Raw genomic sequence first — 15,326 nt, forward strand, 5'->3', positions numbered from 1 at the left:
ATGCCCCGATCATATCCTCCTGCCAGCGCGGATCTGGATGCGGAACAGAGCATCTTCTTTCCGGGCATTGGCAAGCCTCCATCCACCAGTGGATGGTGGCGCGATGCAACATGCCATCAGCGATCCCATCAGATCGCATCAGTTCGAGGATATTTCCCGGTGCGCAGGCGGTGCGGGAACTCAGGCGTGCAGATTTTCCGGAATGCGCTCGGCGCGGAGGTTGCGCAGCAGCTTGACCAGCCGGTCGAGCGCCAGGGCCAACACCATCACGGCACCGATCACGAAGGGGTTCCATGCCGCGTCGATGCCGAACAGGGTCACACCGCTCAGGATCACCTGGACGATCAGCATGCCCATCACCGCGCCGATGACGGTGCCGCGGCCGCCCGAAAGCGAGGTGCCGCCGACGAGTGCGGCGGCAATCGCCATCAGCACGAAGCCGCCGCCTTGGTCGACGTCGGTGACGGGAGAGCCAAGCCACAGCGCGCCCGCCAGCCCCGAGACGGTGCCCATCAGCACCAGCGCCTGCAGTCTTACGGTGCCTGTCGGGATACCGGCATACAGTGCTGCCTGCGGGTTGCTGCCGACAGCCTGGACCCGGTAGCCAAAGCGGCTGCGCTGGAGCACGAGCTGCATCACCATCGCCATTGCGGCGAAGACGAAAACGGCCGTCGGCACAACGCCGAAAAGTTTGCCGTGAACGATCTCAAACAGTTCGCCGCTCGGATTGGCCGGAGCGGTGGCTTGCATCTTGACGGCCACCGCCGCCAGGCCCCGGAACATGGCGAAAGTGCCGAGCGTGACGACGATGACCGGCAGGCGCAGCGCCACCACCAACAGGCCGTTGACGAGGCCGAGCCCGGCGCCGAGCAGCACGCCGGCAAGGGCGGCAAGCCACGGGTTAATGCCGACGGCCAGAAGGAACGCGGTGAGAAGGGCCGCCAGATGAAACATCCAGCCGACGGAAAGATCGATCTCGCGCAAGGCGAGCACGAACACCATGCCGATCGCCAGCATGCCGGGATAGGCGGCGGCTTCCAGCAGCGACAGCACATTGGCCTGATCGAAGAACCCCGGCCGGGCAAAACCGATGATCGCCACCAGGACGACAAGCCCGATGAAGGGACCGAGCTCCACCGGCAGACGAAGGCTGCGCTTCGGGCGAGCGACCGAGCCGGCAAGCTGCGGCATGGGATCCAATCGTGTCATGCCATGCTTCCCACAAGCTTCTTTTTCGGCCGTTCTACCTCAGGCATCTCGCCGGTGGCGATCAGTTGCAGCACCGTCCGTCTCTTCATCTCGGAGCCGAACAGTTCGCCGGCGACCCGGCCGCGATGGAAGACGAGGACGCGGTTGCTGAGGTTGGTCAGTTCGGATGGCTCGGCCGACCGCAACAAAACGATGCAGCCATTCGCCGCCAGCTGCCGGATCAGCACATAGATCCTGCGCTTGGCGGCTGCCTCGATACCGCCAGCCGGATTGTCGAGGAGCAGCACTTGCGGCGCGGTCTCCAGCCATTTGGCGATGACGATTTTCTGCTGGTCGCCGGCCAGCAGCGAATTCGCCGGCGCGTCCGGCAGGCCCTTGATGCGCAGCGCCTCGATCTGCCTTGCCGCGCCGGCGATCGCGGCCTTGGGCGAATAGCGGCGCGACCCCCAGTTGCGGGCGCCGGCGACGATGTTGCCGATGTTGAAGGCCAGCGACCGGTCGGGCATCAGGCCGCTGCATCGGCGGTCCGCTGGCACCAGACCGATGCCGCGCCTTGCAGCTTCGGTCGGGTTTTTCGGCAAGCCATGGCCATCGGGAAACCGCACCGCGCCGCCTTGCGCCTTGCGCAGGCCAAACAGCATCTCGAACAGGTCTTCAACGCCCGATCCCTCAAGCCCGGCAAAGCCGAGGACCTCGCCGGAGCGGGCGGTGAAGCTCACGCCGGAAATCCGGCCGCCGCTCAGACCCTCCACCGTGATCTGCGGCCTGATCGTGCTGGAATTGGCCGGCAGGGCAGGTGGGAACAGGCTGTCGCGTTTCTGGCCGATCATGGCGTCGATGACATCGGCTTCGCTCAACGCCAAGCGGTCCTTGGACAGCACATCGCGGCCGTTGCGCATGACGGTGACATGGTCGGCGATGGCAAACACGTCCTCCAGCCGGTGCGAGACATAGAGCACGCTCATGCCCTTGGCCTTGAGCTCGCGCAGCACTCTGAACAGGTGTTCGGTCTCGCGTCGATCAAGCGCCGAATTGGGGTCGTCGAGGATCAGCAGCCGCGGGCCTTGCAGAAGCTCGCGAGCGAGTTCGACAAGCTGACGCTCGCCCATGTCGAGTTGGCCCACCGGCGCGCGGACATCGATGTCGAGATCGAGCTGCCGCAACAAGGTGCGGCTGCGCGCCTCCATCTCGCGCCTGGAGATCAGACCGTTGTGCAGCGGTTCGCGGTTGACGAACAGATTGGCCAGCACCGAGTGGTCGGCAAACAGGCTGAGCCCCTGATGGACGACGCCGATGCCGTGCTTTTTGGCAATGACGGGACTGTCGATGGTGACTAGCTGGTCGCCAATGCGGATGGTTCCGCTGTCGGGCTTGACCACCCCGGCAAGCACCTTCACCAGCGTCGACTTGCCGGCGCCGCTTTCACCGATCACGGCATGAATCGTCCCCGGTCCGACGGACAGGTTCATATCCCTTAGCGCGACAACACCGCCATAACGCATAGCGAGATTGCGCACCGACACTATCGGTGAACCGAGCATGCGATTCGGCCCCCTCAGACCGCGCCCCGATCTTGGAGCGAATTTGCGAAACAGTCACCCGGATTCCGCTAACAAACGGCTTACGGTTCCGGACAGCAACGTTTGCCGGCAGCCCGTTCGTCCAGACGGTCGCGAATTAGATCAGATCGGCCTTGGCGAGGTCGCGCATGAGATGGCTGGCGCCGTAGGTCCAGTGCGGGCAGTCCGGCGACAGGAGCACGCGATTGACCAGCGCGCCGAATTTCTCCGACGAGATGGTTACGATGTCGCCGACCTTGTGGGTGAACCCCTTGCCCTTTTCGCCGCGGTCCTTCGACGGCACGAACATGGTGCCGAGATAAAGCGCCAGCCCGTCGGGATATTGGTGATGCGGCCCCATGGCGGCCGCAACCAGCTCTTCCGGCGAGCGGCTGATCTCGGCCATCGAACTCGCGCCCTCCAGCGAAAACCCGTCTTCGCCCTCGACCTTCAGCCGCACGATGGCCTGCTTCACGTCGTCGATGGAGAAGCTAGCGTCGAACAGCCGGATGAAGGGCCCGAGCGAAGCCGATGCGTTGTTGTCCTTGGCCTTGCCGAGCAGCAGCGCCGAGCGACCCTCGACGTCGCGCAGATTGACGTCGTTGCCGATGGTGGCGCCGACGATCCTGCCGGTGCTCGCCGCGATCATGGCGATCTCCGGCTCCGGATTGTTCCAGGTCGACACCGGATGCAGCCCGACATCGGCGCCGAAGCCGACGGACGCCATCGGCTGGCATTTGGTGAAGATCTCGGCGTCGGGACCGATGCCGACTTCCAGATATTGCGACCAGGCGCCGCGCTCGATCAGCTTGGCCTTGATCTCCATCGCTTCGGGCGAACCGGGCTTCAGCTTCGACAAATCGTGGCCGATCAGCGCGGCAATGTCGGCGCGGATCGCGTCGGCCTTTTCCGCCGAGCCGCGCGCCTGCTCCTCGATGACGCGTTCGAGCAGACTGACGACGAAGGTGACGCCCGACGCCTTCACCGCCTGCAGGTCGACGGGGGAGAGCAGATATGGTCTTGCCGGATCACGGGTGGCCTGAAAACTGTTGGCGGCAATCGCGTCGAGCGCGCCGATCGATTTGCCCTTGGTCGAGCGCACATATCCCGCCGGATCGGCCATCTCGCAGATGTCGCGCACGGTCGGTGCTGCGCTCGATGTGATGTCGAAGACCGTGCCGTCGCGCACCGTGACCACCAGCGGATGCGAGGCATCGCTCGTCTTGGCGCGGCCGATGAAGAGCCCGTCGGCGGGAAGCTGCGTTGGGTTCGTCATGGCTTACGGTCCTTTGAATGATCGCGAATGGGGCTGGCCTGAAGGGCGCGGCACTTTCACCGGATTCACGCCAAAGGTCTATCCCGTGGCGCAGCCAATTGTCGGCGCTGACATGAAGCCCGCTCTTTCAAAAAAATGAAATAGCCAATAGCATTTTCATTTTATGCATCACATCAGGTGAAGCCTTGCCCGCACCGTTTTCCGTCCCGATCTGGCGAAAGCCGAAGACCGCATCCGCATTCCAGTCGCTCGTCCCGGCGCCGGTCGATGTCACCATCGTCGGCGGCGGCTTCATGGGCCTGTCGACGGCTTTGCATGCCGCCCGGCTCGGTCTTGGCGTTCAGGTGCTGGATGCAGGCGAGATCGGGCAGGGCGCTTCGGGCCTCAATGGCGGCCAGGTCATTCCCGGCCTGAAATACGATCCCGAATGGCTGCTCGAGCATTTCGGTCCCGAGCGCGGCCAGGCACTGGTCGATTTCGCCGCCTCGACAGCCGATGCGGTGTTCGATCTCATCCGCGACGAAGAACTGGCGGTGGCGTTCACCCGCAATGGCTGGATCCAGGCCGCGCACACCGAGACCGCTTTGAAAGCGGCAGCCAACCGCGATCGCCAATGGCGGGCGCGAGGCGCCGACGTCCGGCTTCTGAGTGGAAGCGAGATCGCCGCGAAGACCGGCGCGCAAGGCTATCTCGGCGGTTGGCTCGACCGCCGCGCCGGCATCATCGATCCGCTCGCCTATACGCTGGAACTGGCGCGCATTGCTGCCGCTGCCGGCGCCAGCATCGCCGAACGGCAGAAGGTGGTGAAACTCGCCAAGGAGGCCGGTCTTTGGCGTGTTTCGACCGCGAACGGCGTGGAGGTGCGGGCCAAGGCGGTGGTGCTGGCGACCAACGCCTATACCGATGGACTGCTGCCGGGCCTCGCCGAGACGATCGTGCCGCTGCATTCCTTCCAGGTCGCGACCGCGCCGCTGTCGTCCAACCTTGCAGCAGCGATCCTGCCGGAAGGGCAAGCGGTATCGGACTCCAGGCGCATCCTCGTCTACTACCGCAAGACAGCCGACGGCCGGCTGGTTCTTGGCGGCCGCGGTCGCATGGCGCTGCCTAGGAGCGAGGCTGACTGGGCGCACCTGCAGCGTGCGCTGGTGCGGCTCTATCCCACGCTCTCCGATATCCCGATCGAGAAGCGCTGGTTCGGCCGCGTGGCGATGACGCCGGATCATCTGCCGCACATCCACGAGCCAGAAAAAGGTCTGCTTGCCGTGGTCGGTTGCCAGGGCAGGGGCGTCGGCCTGATGAGCGCGCTGGGAAAGCGCATGGCCGGCTATTTGGCCAATGGGGATGCTGCGCAATTGCCGTTCCCGCTGTCGCCGATCCGGCCGATCCCGTTCCACGCCTTCCGCCAGGTCGGCGTCGCCGCGACCATCGCCTGGTACAGGATGCTGGATGCCTTCGAGCGCTGAACGCATGCTGGCCGGTTAGCGCCAGCTAATTCAGCTTGACAGTTTCATGAATATGAAAAAAGTTAGGTCGATTTCATAATTCGGTTGAACAGTTCGATGTCGACCATCGTTGCGTCTGAAGCACCGGCACAGCCCCGATCCCCTTCGGGATTCCGCTTCGCCATGTTGCTGCCGGGCGGGCTGGTCACTTTCTTCCTGATCCTGTTCGCTCTCGGTCTGGTTCTGTTCCTCGCCTTTCGCGGCAATGACGGTTCGCTGCTGGGCGTTGGCTTCACGGCAGACAATTTCATCACCGTGGTCTCCGATCCGCTCTACTGGACCGTGACGCTGCGCTCGTTGGTCATTGCCGGTCTGGTGACGCTGGCCACCGTCGTCACCGCCTATCCCGTCGCCTATTACCTCGCCTTCCATGCCGGGCGCCGGCGCAGCCTGCTGCTGTTCCTGGTGACGCTGCCGTTCTGGACCAGCTATCTCTTGCGCGTTTTCGCCTGGAAGATCGTGCTCGCCTACAATGGCGTGTTGAACTCGGCCCTGATCGAAAGCGGCATCTGGTCGGAACCGACGCTGGCCTTCCTCAACACGCCGGCCGCCGTGGTGGTCACGCTGGCGCATGCTTATGCGCCGTTTGCCATCCTGCCGATCTATGTGGCGCTCGACACCATTCCGAAATCACTGCTCGAAGCCGCGTCCGATCTTGGCGCCAAACCGTTCACGGCGTTCCGCCGGGTGGTGCTGCCGAATTCAATGCCGGGCGTGCTGGCGGCGGCCCTCGTCGTCTTCGTGCCGACGGTCGGCGACTATGTCACCCCGGCAATGGTCGGCGGCCCGGCCAGCACCATGATCGGCTCGCTGATCCAGTCGCAATTCGGCAAGGCCAATGACTGGCCGTTCGGCGCCGCTCTCTCGGTCTGCGTCATGCTGGTGATCCTGTGTGTGGTGCTGGTCGCGCGCGGCGCTGACCGCAGATTCGGCAGCCGCACATGAGCGTGGCGCGGACAGAAAATGGCGGCCGCTGGCTTGGCGTCTACGTCATCGCCTACCTGGTGTTCCTTTATCTGCCGGTTCTGTTGATCCCGCTGTTTTCCTTCAACAATTCGATCCAGGCAGCGTTTCCGCTGCAGGGCTTTACGCTCGAATGGTATGCCACGCTCTACGGCAATCCGGCGCTGTCCGGCGCGCTTGTGAACAGCCTCGTCATCGGCGTCGTGGCCGCCACCGGTGCCACGCTCTGCGGCATCACCGTGTCCTACATGGACCTCTATGGCCGCTCGCCGCTGGCTGCCACCATCAGCGCCATTGCCCGGCTGCCGATCCTGATCCCCGGCGTCATCATCGGCATATCGCTGTTGATCCTGGTCAACCTCATCGGCCTCGGCCCGTCGCGCATTGCCATCGTGCTCGGCCACGTACTGGTGGCACTGCCGACGACGGTGGTGATCATGCGCAGCCGCTTCGCCGCCATTCCGAAAACCATTCGCGAGGCAGCACTCGATCTCGGCGCTTCCGACTGGACGACCTTCCGGCGGGTGATGCTGCCGCTGTCTTTGCCGGCCATCATCTCGGCCTTCATGCTGGCGTTTCTGATTTCCTTCGACGAGTTCATCGTTGTCTTCTTCCTCGCCGGCACCGAGCCGACGCTGCCGCTCTACATCTGGAGCCAGCTGCGCTTTCCCCGCTCGCTGCCGACCGTGATGGCGCTGGGGACTGCGATCCTCACTGTGTCTTTCATCATCGCCGGCCTCGCCGAAATCCTGCGCCATCGCGGCCTCAATGCAGCCCGGCGGCCGGCGCCTGCCAATCCAGCCTGAAACCATAACAAGAGAGGAGAACCGAAATGGCATTCGACCTGAAATCAATCACCGGCCTGAAATCGATCACTGGAAAGACAGCCCGCACCGGGCTTGCCGCACTGGCAATCGTGCTGTCGTCGACCGTCGCCTTCGCCGCCGACAAGCTGCAATATTTCACCTGGTCGGGCTATGAATTGCCCGACTTCAACAAGAGCTTCCTGGCGGCGCATCCCGATGGCGTCGAAGCCTCGATCTTCGGCGACGACGACGACGCCTTCACCAAGGTCAAGGCCGGCTTCCGCCCCGACATCGCGCACCCCTGCTACGACAAGGTGGCGCGCTGGAACAAGGAAGGCCTGCTGCAGCCGATCGACACCAAGCGCATCAAGAACTGGGATTCGATCTTCCCGGTGTTCAAGAACCTGCCCGACATCCAGGCCGGCGACGGCAAGGTCTGGATGGTGCCGTGGGACTGGGGCAACACCTCGATCCTCTACCGCACCGATCTGGTCAAGAACCCGGAAGCGAGCTGGAACCTTTTGTGGGACAAGCAATATGCCGGCCGCATGGCGACCATCGATGCCGTCCACGACACGCCGATCGTTGCCGCACTTCTGGCCGGTGTGAACCCGTTCGACATGACGCCGGAGCAAATGGACAAGGTCGCGGAAAAACTGCGCGAGCAGCGGCCGCTGCTGTCCAACTACACCACCGACATGACCTCGGTCGAACAGGCGCTGGCCAGCGGCCAGCTGGTCGCCGCCATGACCTGGAACGCGTCGGCCACCTCGCTGAAGAAGCAGGGCGTGCCGGTCGAGTTCATGAAACCAAAGGAGGGCATGCTGACCTGGTCTTGCGGCTTCGTGATGCTGAAGGACGCCAAGAATGTCGACCTCGCCTATGACTTCATCAACAGCCGGCTCGACGCCGACTCAGGTAAGTACCTGATCCAGGCCTATGGCTATGGCAGCTCGCTCAGCACCGCCTTCGCCGGCGTGGCGAAGGACGAACTAGATAAGCTGCAATTGCCGGCGGATCCGGAAGTGATGCTGAAGACGACCATCTTCACCGGCCCGATGAAGCAGAATGACGATATGGCGAAGATGTTCGAGAAGGTGAAGGCGGGGGGGTGAGAAGCGGTCCGCTTTAGCGGACGAAAAGCCAATTGCTTGGCTTTTCGAGCTTCGAACGCCCTGAGCCTGCGAAGGGCCGGGCGTGACCGCGAAGCGCCGACACAAATGAGGAGTGTTCCAGGGAACGCTAACGTCTCACTCCGCTGGAACACCCCTCATCCGTCGCCTTCGGCGACACCTTCTCCCACAGGGGGAGAAGGGGAGCTCTTCGGCGCTGCGCCGCGCCAACAAGGATGTAAGGACCCACGCATGGACATGCTCGACGACACAACCGAAAAGCCAAAGGACGATGCCGACATCCGCGTCGGCCGGCGCGTGCGGGCGCTCAGGCTGGAGCGCAATCTGTCGCTGGCTGAGCTTGCGGCAAAGGCCGGCGTGTCGATCGGAGCGCTGAGCCAGATCGAGCGCGGCCTGTCTTCGTTGCGCGTCAAGGTGATCTGGCCGCTCGCCGCCGCGCTCGACATCGAGCCGTCGGCGCTGATCACCGACGGCAACGATGCCGGCAACGATCTCTATTGCGTGCGTGCAGACAAACGACGGCAGATCCCGGTCAAATCGGAGGGCATTGCCAAGGCGCTGCTGTCGCCGCCGGGCGCGACGCTGACAGGGCTCCTGGTGACGGTCGAAGCCGATGGCGGCACGGCGGAAGCCTATGCGCATATCGGTCACGAATTCGGCTACGTGCTGTCGGGCGAGGTCGAGCTGGTGGTGGATTCGACCAAATATGTGCTGAAGGGCGGCGACTCCTTTGCCTTCAAGAGCACGCTGCTGCATGCCTTCCGCAATCCCGGCACCGAGCCTTGTGAAATCCTCTGGGTCAACACCACCAAGCCGTCCGAGGTTCGTGATGGCGCTTGATGCTCTGGTGCGCTTGGACAAGGTCTCGAAGGTTTTTCCCGGCGGCATTGTCGGGCTCGACGCCGTCGATCTCGACATTATAAGCGGCGAGTTCATCACCCTGCTCGGTCCGTCAGGTTGCGGCAAGACCACCAGCCTGCGCGTCATCGCCGGCTTCGAAAGCCCGTCGAGCGGCAAGGTGCTGCTCGAAGGCCGCGACATCACTCCGCTCAGGCCCTTCAACCGTCCCGTCAACACCGTGTTCCAGGACTACGCGCTGTTTCCGCATATGAATGTTGCCGAAAATGTCGGCTTCGGCCTGTCGCTGCGCAAGCTTTCCGGAGCCGAACAGGCCAAGCGCGTCCGCGACGCGCTCGACATGGTCGGTCTCGCCGACAAGCTCGGCGCCCGCGTCTCAGAACTGTCGGGCGGCCAGCGTCAGCGCGTCGCGCTTGCCCGCGCCATTGTCTGCGAGCCGCGCGTGCTGTTGCTCGACGAACCGCTGTCGGCGCTCGACGCGCATCTGCGCGAACAGATGCAGGTCGAGCTGAAGCGGCTGCAGTCGCGGCTCGGCACCACCTTCGTCATGGTCACCCACGACCAGACCGAGGCGCTGTCGATCTCCGACCGCATCGTCGTCATGAACAAGGGCCGCATCGAACAGATCGCGCCGCCGGCGACGCTCTACGACCGGCCTGCGACGAAATTCGTTGCGAGCTTCATCGGCACGATGAACTTGCTTCAATCGCGCTTCCTCGGCCGTGATGGCGACCGTCTGCGTTTCGCCGCCGGTGGGCTTTCGCTGGAGGCAACATCCGAAACCGGCGACACGCCCGCCGAGGGTGCCGAACGCACCATCGGCGTCCGCCCCGAGGATCTGCTCGCCACCACCGCAGCCGCCGCTGGCACCGCGCCTGCCCGCGTCAACAGCATCGTCTTCCACGGCCGCACGCTGCGGCTGCACGCTGAACTCGGGCAGGGGTTGCCGGTGGTGATCGACGCCCCGCGCCAGGCCGAAGGCTTTCAATTCAGCGTCGGCGACGTGGCGCATATCAGTCTGCGGCGCGGCGCCAACTGCCCTATGCTGCCAAGCTGATCCACCCAATCCTGTCCCCACAATCGGAGCATACCTCTTGAGCAATCATCTCAATTTCTTCATCGACGGCAAATGGGTGGCGCCCGTGGTGACTGCGACGCTTGACGTCATCGACCCATCGACCGAAGAGGCCTACACCAAAATTTCTCTGGGCTCGAAGGCCGATGTCGACAAGGCGGTCGCCGCCGCCAAGGCAGCCTTCCCATCCTTCTCGCAGACCAGCAAGGCCGAGCGTCTGACGCTTTTGAAGCGCATCCTCGAAGTCTACAATGAGCGCTACGAGGACATCGCCCAGGCCGTCAGCCAGGAAATGGGCGCGCCGATCACCTGGGCGCGTGAGGCGCAAGCCTGGGCCGGCCGCGCGCACATGGAAGCGACCATCAAGGCGCTGGAGGATTATGAATTCCAGGAGAAGCGCGGCGGCACCATGGTGGTCAAGGAAGCGATCGGCGTCTGCGCGCTGATCACGCCGTGGAACTGGCCGCTCAACCAGATCGTCTGCAAGGTGGCGCCGGCCATCGCTGCCGGCTGCACCGTGGTGCTGAAGCCGTCCGAGATTGCGCCGATCAGCGGCATCGTCTTTTCCGAAGTGATGGAGACCGCAGGCGTGCCGAAGGGCGTCTACAACATGGTCAACGGCAACGGCCCGGATGTCGGCCAGATCATGGCCGGCCATCCGGATGTCGACATGGTCTCCTTCACCGGCTCTACCCGCGCCGGCATCATCGTCGCCAAGACGGCGGCCGAGACGGTCAAGCGCGTGGCGCAGGAGCTTGGCGGCAAGTCGGCCAACATCGTGCTGGCGGATGCCGATTTCGAAACCGCGGTGCGCAAGGGCGTCGAAGGCTGCTTCGGCAACAGCGGCCAATCCTGCGATGCGCCGACCCGCATGCTGGTGCCGGCCGCCCGCCATGACGAGGCGCTGGCCATCGCCAAGAAGGCCGCCGAAGCCCACAATGTCGGCGATCCGCGTTCGGAAGACACCAGGCTCGGCCCGGTCGTCTCCAACATCCAGTACGACAAGATCCAGCGGCTGATCGAAGCCGGCATCAAGGAGGGTGCGACGCTCGTCACCGGCGGTCCCGGCCGGCCGGAACACCTCAACCGCGGCTACTATGTCCGCCCGACCGTGTTCGGCCACGTGAAGCCGGGCATGACCATCGAAAAGGAAGAAATTTTTGGGCCGGTGCTGTCGGTCATCTCCTATGATGACGACGCTGACGCCGTGAAGATCGCCAACGACACCGTCTACGGTCTCGCCGCCTATGTGCAGTCCGGTGACATTGATCACGCCCGCAAGGTCGCAGGCCAGCTGCGCGCCGGGCAGGTCTCGATCAACTATCCGGAATGGGACACGTTCGCACCGTTCGGCGGCTACAAGCAGTCCGGCAACGGCCGCGAATACGCCGACTGGGCGATCCACGATTTCCTCGAGGTCAAGGGCATTATCGGCTACGGCGCGTAGGCGGCGGGCCAGAGCTCCAGTCTCAAAGGGTCTACATGCAGGCGCCGGTGCGGAACACATCGGCGCCTATTTTTGCGCGGGCAGGTAAAGATCATCCCTTGTCCACGCTTTTGCCGAACCAGTTCCTTTATCTGGTTCCGGGCCAGCTTCTGGCCGGCATGTGAGAATCATCGTCACATAGCTGTGCAATATCCATCGTCCTGACACGGTCTGTCAGCTGCCGTGCGGGCAAAGGTGGCGGGCCAGCCAGGGCTGCCCTACTTGCAATGCGTCTGAACAGGAGGAACACAAATGACCATCGCGGATATTGCCAAGAATTTCACCGAGCTGCTCCAGCAGGGCGATCACCTGGGTGCTGGTGAAAAATACAATGCCGACGACATCGCCAGCTACGAAGCCATGGAGGGGCCAATGGCAATCGTCCATGGCAAGGAGGCTATCAAGCAAAAGGGCGAATGGTGGCAAGCCAACAATGAAGTGCATGGCGGCTCGATCGAAGGCCCCTATGTCAACGGCGACCAGTTCGCGCTGCGCTTCAAGTTCGACATAACGCCCAAGGAGACAGGCGAGCGTGTCACCATGGACGAGGTTGGCGTGTACACGGTCAAGAACGGCAAGATCACCGAAGAGCGCTTTTACTACTGAGGCCGGAAGGCTTTCGGGCTCACGCGCTGACGACCCAAAATAAATCGGTGGCCAGGACGATGTCCTGGCCACTTCGCGAAACTCACATCGTCTTCACATACCGCGCGAACTGGTCGGCCACCGTGCCCCAGCTGTCGAAGACGCTCATGCTTTGCCTGATGTGAGCGAAAGACTCACATCGCCTTCACATACCGCGCGAACTGGTCGGCCACCGTGCCCCAGTTGTCGAAGACGCTCATGCCTTGCCCGATGTGAGCGAAAGACTCACATCGGTCTTCATATGCTGCGCCAGCTGGTCGATTGCCGTGCTCCAGCAGTCGAAGAAGCCCAAGCCTTGCCTGATGTGAGCGGAAGACTCACATCGTCTTCACATACTGCGCCAGCTGACCGGCCACCGTGCCCCAGCCGTCGAAGAAGCCCATCTCTTCATGGTTGTTGCGGGTGGGCGCGTCACGGTGGATGGCGGTGGCGGTGTAGCGCGTGCCCTTGCCGTCCGGCTTAAGCGAAATCACCGCGGTGATGAAGGGCTCGCCTGACGGCCGGTAGCCCGGCAGCAGCGCATCCGTCCACACCAGTCGCTCGTTCTCCACGATATCGAGATAGCAGCAACGACGGTCGTTGACCTCTGTGCCGTCGGGCGACTGCATGCGCGTGCGGAACAGCCCGCCGGGCCTGAGATCGATTTCGCAATCGGTGATCAGCCACGGCTTTGGCGTGAACCATTGTTTGACGTGCTCCGGCACCGTCATGGCGCGCCACAAGAGTTCGCAAGGCGCGTCGAGCGTGCGCTCCAGCGTCAGATCCAGTCTCGGGTCGGGCTTGAAGGGATAGCTCACTTTTCCTGCTCCTTGAGGCTCATCACATAGGCGTCGAACTGATCGAGGCGGCGCTCCCACAGCGCGCGCTGTTCAGCCAGCCAGTTTTCGGCCAGTTGCAGCGGTTCGGGGGCCAGCTGATAGGTCCTGGTGCGGCCGATCTTTTCCGAACGCACCAGCCCGCAGCCTTCCAGCACCTTGAGGTGCTCGATGAAGGAAGGCAGCGCCATCTCGAAAGGTTGCGCCAACTCGCTGACCGAGGCCGGGCTGCGGTTCAACCGCTCGACCACACGCCGCCGCGTCGGGTCGGCCAGCGCGCGGAAAATGCCGTCGATCGGCGGGGGCGTTGCGGTTTGCAGGCTGGCCATCATGATACCCGCTCCACATGATAGGTGAGCACAACGGCGCCGTTGCCGAAGGACCGCGTGTCGACAAGCCTAAGGTCGGTCGCATCCTCTGTCCGGTCGAAAAGCTGTGCGCCGCTGCCCAGGATGATGGGGAACACCACCAGCCGGTATTCGTCGACGAGATCGTGCTGCTTCAGCGCATTGATCAGCCTGCGGCTGCCGCCAACCACGATATCGCCCTTCATCTCCCATTTGAGTTTGCGGATCGCGGCGATCGGCTCGCCCTGCAGCACGGTGGTGTTGTTCCACGACGGATTTTTCAGCGTCGAGGAGACGACATATTTCGCCATGCCGTTCATCCGGTCGGCGAATGGCCCCTTGTAGGTCGGCCAGCCGCTGGCAAAGCTTTCATAGGTCACCCGGCCGATGAGCAGCGCTTCGTGGTCCAGCACCTCCTGGAACTTGTATTCGATCATGCCGGCCTCATGCCGCTTGCCGACCCAGTTGGTGTGGCGGAAGCCTGGCTCGCCGCCAGGCGCTTCCGTCACACCATCGATGGACATCAATTCCGACACAACGATCCTTGCCATGGCTTTTCCTCTACCGATTTCGCAAATACTTAGGAAATTTCCTTAGTATTGGCAAGCCCCTAAAAATGCGCTGGTGGCGCTCGCGATGCTGGCAAAGCGGGAAGGGCGGTTTTAGGCTGTCTGGCGGATTCGACTGTCAGCCCAAGGGAAGCGCGTTTTGACCATCACCATGTACGGCATCACCACCTGCGACACGATCAGGAAGGCGCGCACCTGGCTGGAGAGCCGCGACGTGCCCTACCGTTTCCATGATTATCGCGCCGAGGGGATCGACGCGGGCAAGCTGGACGGCTGGGTCGGCAAGGTCGGCTGGGAAAGGCTGCTCAACAAGGGCAGCACGACCTTCCGCGAGCTGCCGGACAAGGACAAGGCCGGGCTCGACGAGAAGAAGGCCAAGACGCTGATGCTGGCCAACTCGACGATGATCAAGCGGCCGGTGCTGGAGGTGGGGGATACGATTTTGGTGGGGTTCAAGGCTGATGTTTATGAGGCGACGGTGAAGTAGGGCGCCAACGGCGAAGCAGCTGATCTCCCCCCTTGCGGGGGAGATGGCCGGCAGGCCAGAGAGGGGTGCTGTCCCGCCAGCCTAGCAACCGCAGCATGGGCCGGAACAATTCGTCAAAGGTTGGCGTTCCTTCACACCCCTCTCTGCCCTGCCGGGCATCTCCCCCGCAAGGGGGGAGATCAGATGTCGTCGCGGCTTTCGCCAATCGCCAACGTTGCGGACGCCTCACTTCCTCCCGCGCAAATACCCCGCCAGCGCCACTGCATTGTTATGCGCCTCATCATGCGCGCCGTAGAGCAGCGTCACGCGACCCTTGCCGAGCAGGCCACGCAGCTGAGCCACCGCCTCGCCGTTCCCATCCAGCTCGGCCGCATACCGCTCCCGGAACTCAGCCCACCGCGCCGGCTCGTGCCCGAACCATTTGCGCAATTCGTCGCTCGGCGCGATCTCCCTCAGCCACAGCGTCAGCGCGGCATCCTCCTTGCTGATACCACGTGGCCAGATGCGGTCGACCAGCACCCGCTGCCCGTCATCGGGCGCGGGTGGCTCGTAGATCCGCTTGACCGTCAGGTCGACGGTCATCCGACCCTCCGCAG

Annotated in this window: 17 protein-coding genes; 10 read left to right on the forward strand and 7 right to left on the reverse strand. The window is 63.4% G+C overall.

Annotated features, from left to right (window positions below):
• Nucleotides 1-180: 180 nt before the first annotated feature.
• From AC1DYJ_RS16880 to AC1DYJ_RS16890, 3 genes are all read right to left on the reverse strand, one after another.
• Nucleotides 181-1,209 carry an ABC transporter permease gene (locus tag AC1DYJ_RS16880; RefSeq protein ID WP_477286799.1) on the reverse strand — a complete coding sequence of 343 codons (1,029 nt, stop codon included), beginning with the start codon at nucleotides 1,207-1,209 and terminating at the stop codon, nucleotides 181-183.
• Nucleotides 1,206-2,750: a sugar ABC transporter ATP-binding protein gene (locus AC1DYJ_RS16885; protein WP_477286801.1), complete on the reverse strand. Its 1,545-nt coding sequence runs from the start codon at nucleotides 2,748-2,750 to the stop codon at nucleotides 1,206-1,208. Before AC1DYJ_RS16885 ends, AC1DYJ_RS16880 begins: the two co-directional genes overlap by 4 nt.
• A gap of 136 nt (nucleotides 2,751-2,886) precedes the next feature.
• Nucleotides 2,887-4,044 (reverse strand): fumarylacetoacetate hydrolase family protein, encoded by a 1,158-nt coding sequence (locus AC1DYJ_RS16890; RefSeq protein WP_477286803.1) that lies wholly within the window; start codon nucleotides 4,042-4,044, stop codon nucleotides 2,887-2,889.
• Here AC1DYJ_RS16890 and AC1DYJ_RS16895 point away from each other — a divergent pair.
• The 9 genes from AC1DYJ_RS16895 (at nucleotide 4,043) to AC1DYJ_RS16935 (ending at nucleotide 12,473) form a co-directional block, all read left to right on the forward strand.
• Nucleotides 4,043-4,183, forward strand: a complete 141-nt coding sequence (locus AC1DYJ_RS16895; protein WP_477426163.1) for a hypothetical protein — start codon at nucleotides 4,043-4,045, stop codon at nucleotides 4,181-4,183. The genes AC1DYJ_RS16890 and AC1DYJ_RS16895 overlap by 2 nt on opposite strands.
• 46 nt (nucleotides 4,184-4,229) lie before the next feature.
• The gene (locus AC1DYJ_RS16900) at nucleotides 4,230-5,507 is read left to right on the forward strand and encodes an NAD(P)/FAD-dependent oxidoreductase (protein WP_477286805.1); all 1,278 of its coding nucleotides are present in this window, start codon (nucleotides 4,230-4,232) and stop codon (nucleotides 5,505-5,507) included.
• 96 nt (nucleotides 5,508-5,603) lie between these two features.
• A complete protein-coding gene (locus tag AC1DYJ_RS16905; RefSeq protein WP_477286807.1) occupies nucleotides 5,604-6,491 on the forward strand; it encodes an ABC transporter permease in 888 nt (295 codons plus the stop codon).
• Nucleotides 6,488-7,315: an ABC transporter permease gene (locus AC1DYJ_RS16910; RefSeq protein WP_477286809.1), complete on the forward strand. Its 828-nt coding sequence runs from the start codon at nucleotides 6,488-6,490 to the stop codon at nucleotides 7,313-7,315. The genes AC1DYJ_RS16905 and AC1DYJ_RS16910 overlap by 4 nt, the downstream gene beginning before the upstream one ends.
• Nucleotides 7,316-7,341: 26 nt before the next feature.
• Nucleotides 7,342-8,430, forward strand: a complete 1,089-nt coding sequence (locus tag AC1DYJ_RS16915; protein ID WP_477286811.1) for an ABC transporter substrate-binding protein — start codon at nucleotides 7,342-7,344, stop codon at nucleotides 8,428-8,430.
• A gap of 249 nt (nucleotides 8,431-8,679) precedes the next feature.
• Nucleotides 8,680-9,288: a helix-turn-helix domain-containing protein gene (locus AC1DYJ_RS16920; protein ID WP_477286813.1), complete on the forward strand. Its 609-nt coding sequence runs from the start codon at nucleotides 8,680-8,682 to the stop codon at nucleotides 9,286-9,288.
• Complete coding sequence (locus AC1DYJ_RS16925; RefSeq protein WP_477286815.1) at nucleotides 9,278-10,363, forward strand: ABC transporter ATP-binding protein; 1,086 nt, start codon at nucleotides 9,278-9,280, stop codon at nucleotides 10,361-10,363. Before AC1DYJ_RS16920 ends, AC1DYJ_RS16925 begins: the two co-directional genes overlap by 11 nt.
• A gap of 37 nt (nucleotides 10,364-10,400) precedes the next feature.
• Nucleotides 10,401-11,828 (forward strand): aldehyde dehydrogenase family protein, encoded by a 1,428-nt coding sequence (locus AC1DYJ_RS16930; protein ID WP_477286817.1) that lies wholly within the window; start codon nucleotides 10,401-10,403, stop codon nucleotides 11,826-11,828.
• A gap of 291 nt (nucleotides 11,829-12,119) precedes the next feature.
• Entirely contained in the window at nucleotides 12,120-12,473 is a 354-nt protein-coding gene (locus AC1DYJ_RS16935) for a SnoaL-like domain-containing protein (RefSeq protein WP_477286819.1), read from the forward strand.
• Nucleotides 12,474-12,829: 356 nt separating this feature from the next.
• Here the strand turns inward: AC1DYJ_RS16935 and AC1DYJ_RS16940 are convergent, their stop codons facing one another.
• From AC1DYJ_RS16940 to AC1DYJ_RS16950, 3 genes are read right to left on the reverse strand one after another with little or no spacing between them, the layout of a single operon-like run.
• A complete protein-coding gene (locus AC1DYJ_RS16940) occupies nucleotides 12,830-13,309 on the reverse strand; it encodes an SRPBCC family protein (protein ID WP_477286821.1) in 480 nt (159 codons plus the stop codon).
• On the reverse strand, nucleotides 13,306-13,659 hold the full coding sequence (locus AC1DYJ_RS16945) for an ArsR/SmtB family transcription factor (protein WP_477286823.1): 354 nt from the start codon (nucleotides 13,657-13,659) through the stop codon (nucleotides 13,306-13,308). Before AC1DYJ_RS16945 ends, AC1DYJ_RS16940 begins: the two co-directional genes overlap by 4 nt.
• Nucleotides 13,656-14,225: a dihydrofolate reductase family protein gene (locus AC1DYJ_RS16950; RefSeq protein ID WP_477286825.1), complete on the reverse strand. Its 570-nt coding sequence runs from the start codon at nucleotides 14,223-14,225 to the stop codon at nucleotides 13,656-13,658. Before AC1DYJ_RS16950 ends, AC1DYJ_RS16945 begins: the two co-directional genes overlap by 4 nt.
• Before the next feature lie 157 nt (nucleotides 14,226-14,382).
• On the opposite strand from AC1DYJ_RS16950, the gene AC1DYJ_RS16955 reads away from it, so the two are divergent.
• Complete coding sequence (locus AC1DYJ_RS16955; RefSeq protein ID WP_477286827.1) at nucleotides 14,383-14,730, forward strand: ArsC family reductase; 348 nt, start codon at nucleotides 14,383-14,385, stop codon at nucleotides 14,728-14,730.
• A gap of 225 nt (nucleotides 14,731-14,955) precedes the next feature.
• Here the strand turns inward: AC1DYJ_RS16955 and AC1DYJ_RS16960 are convergent, their stop codons facing one another.
• Nucleotides 14,956-15,312, reverse strand: a complete 357-nt coding sequence (locus AC1DYJ_RS16960) for a DUF488 domain-containing protein (RefSeq protein WP_477286829.1) — start codon at nucleotides 15,310-15,312, stop codon at nucleotides 14,956-14,958.
• Nucleotides 15,313-15,326 lie beyond the last annotated feature (14 nt).

It is taken from the genome of Mesorhizobium sp. P2_B11 (genome assembly GCF_056404855.1).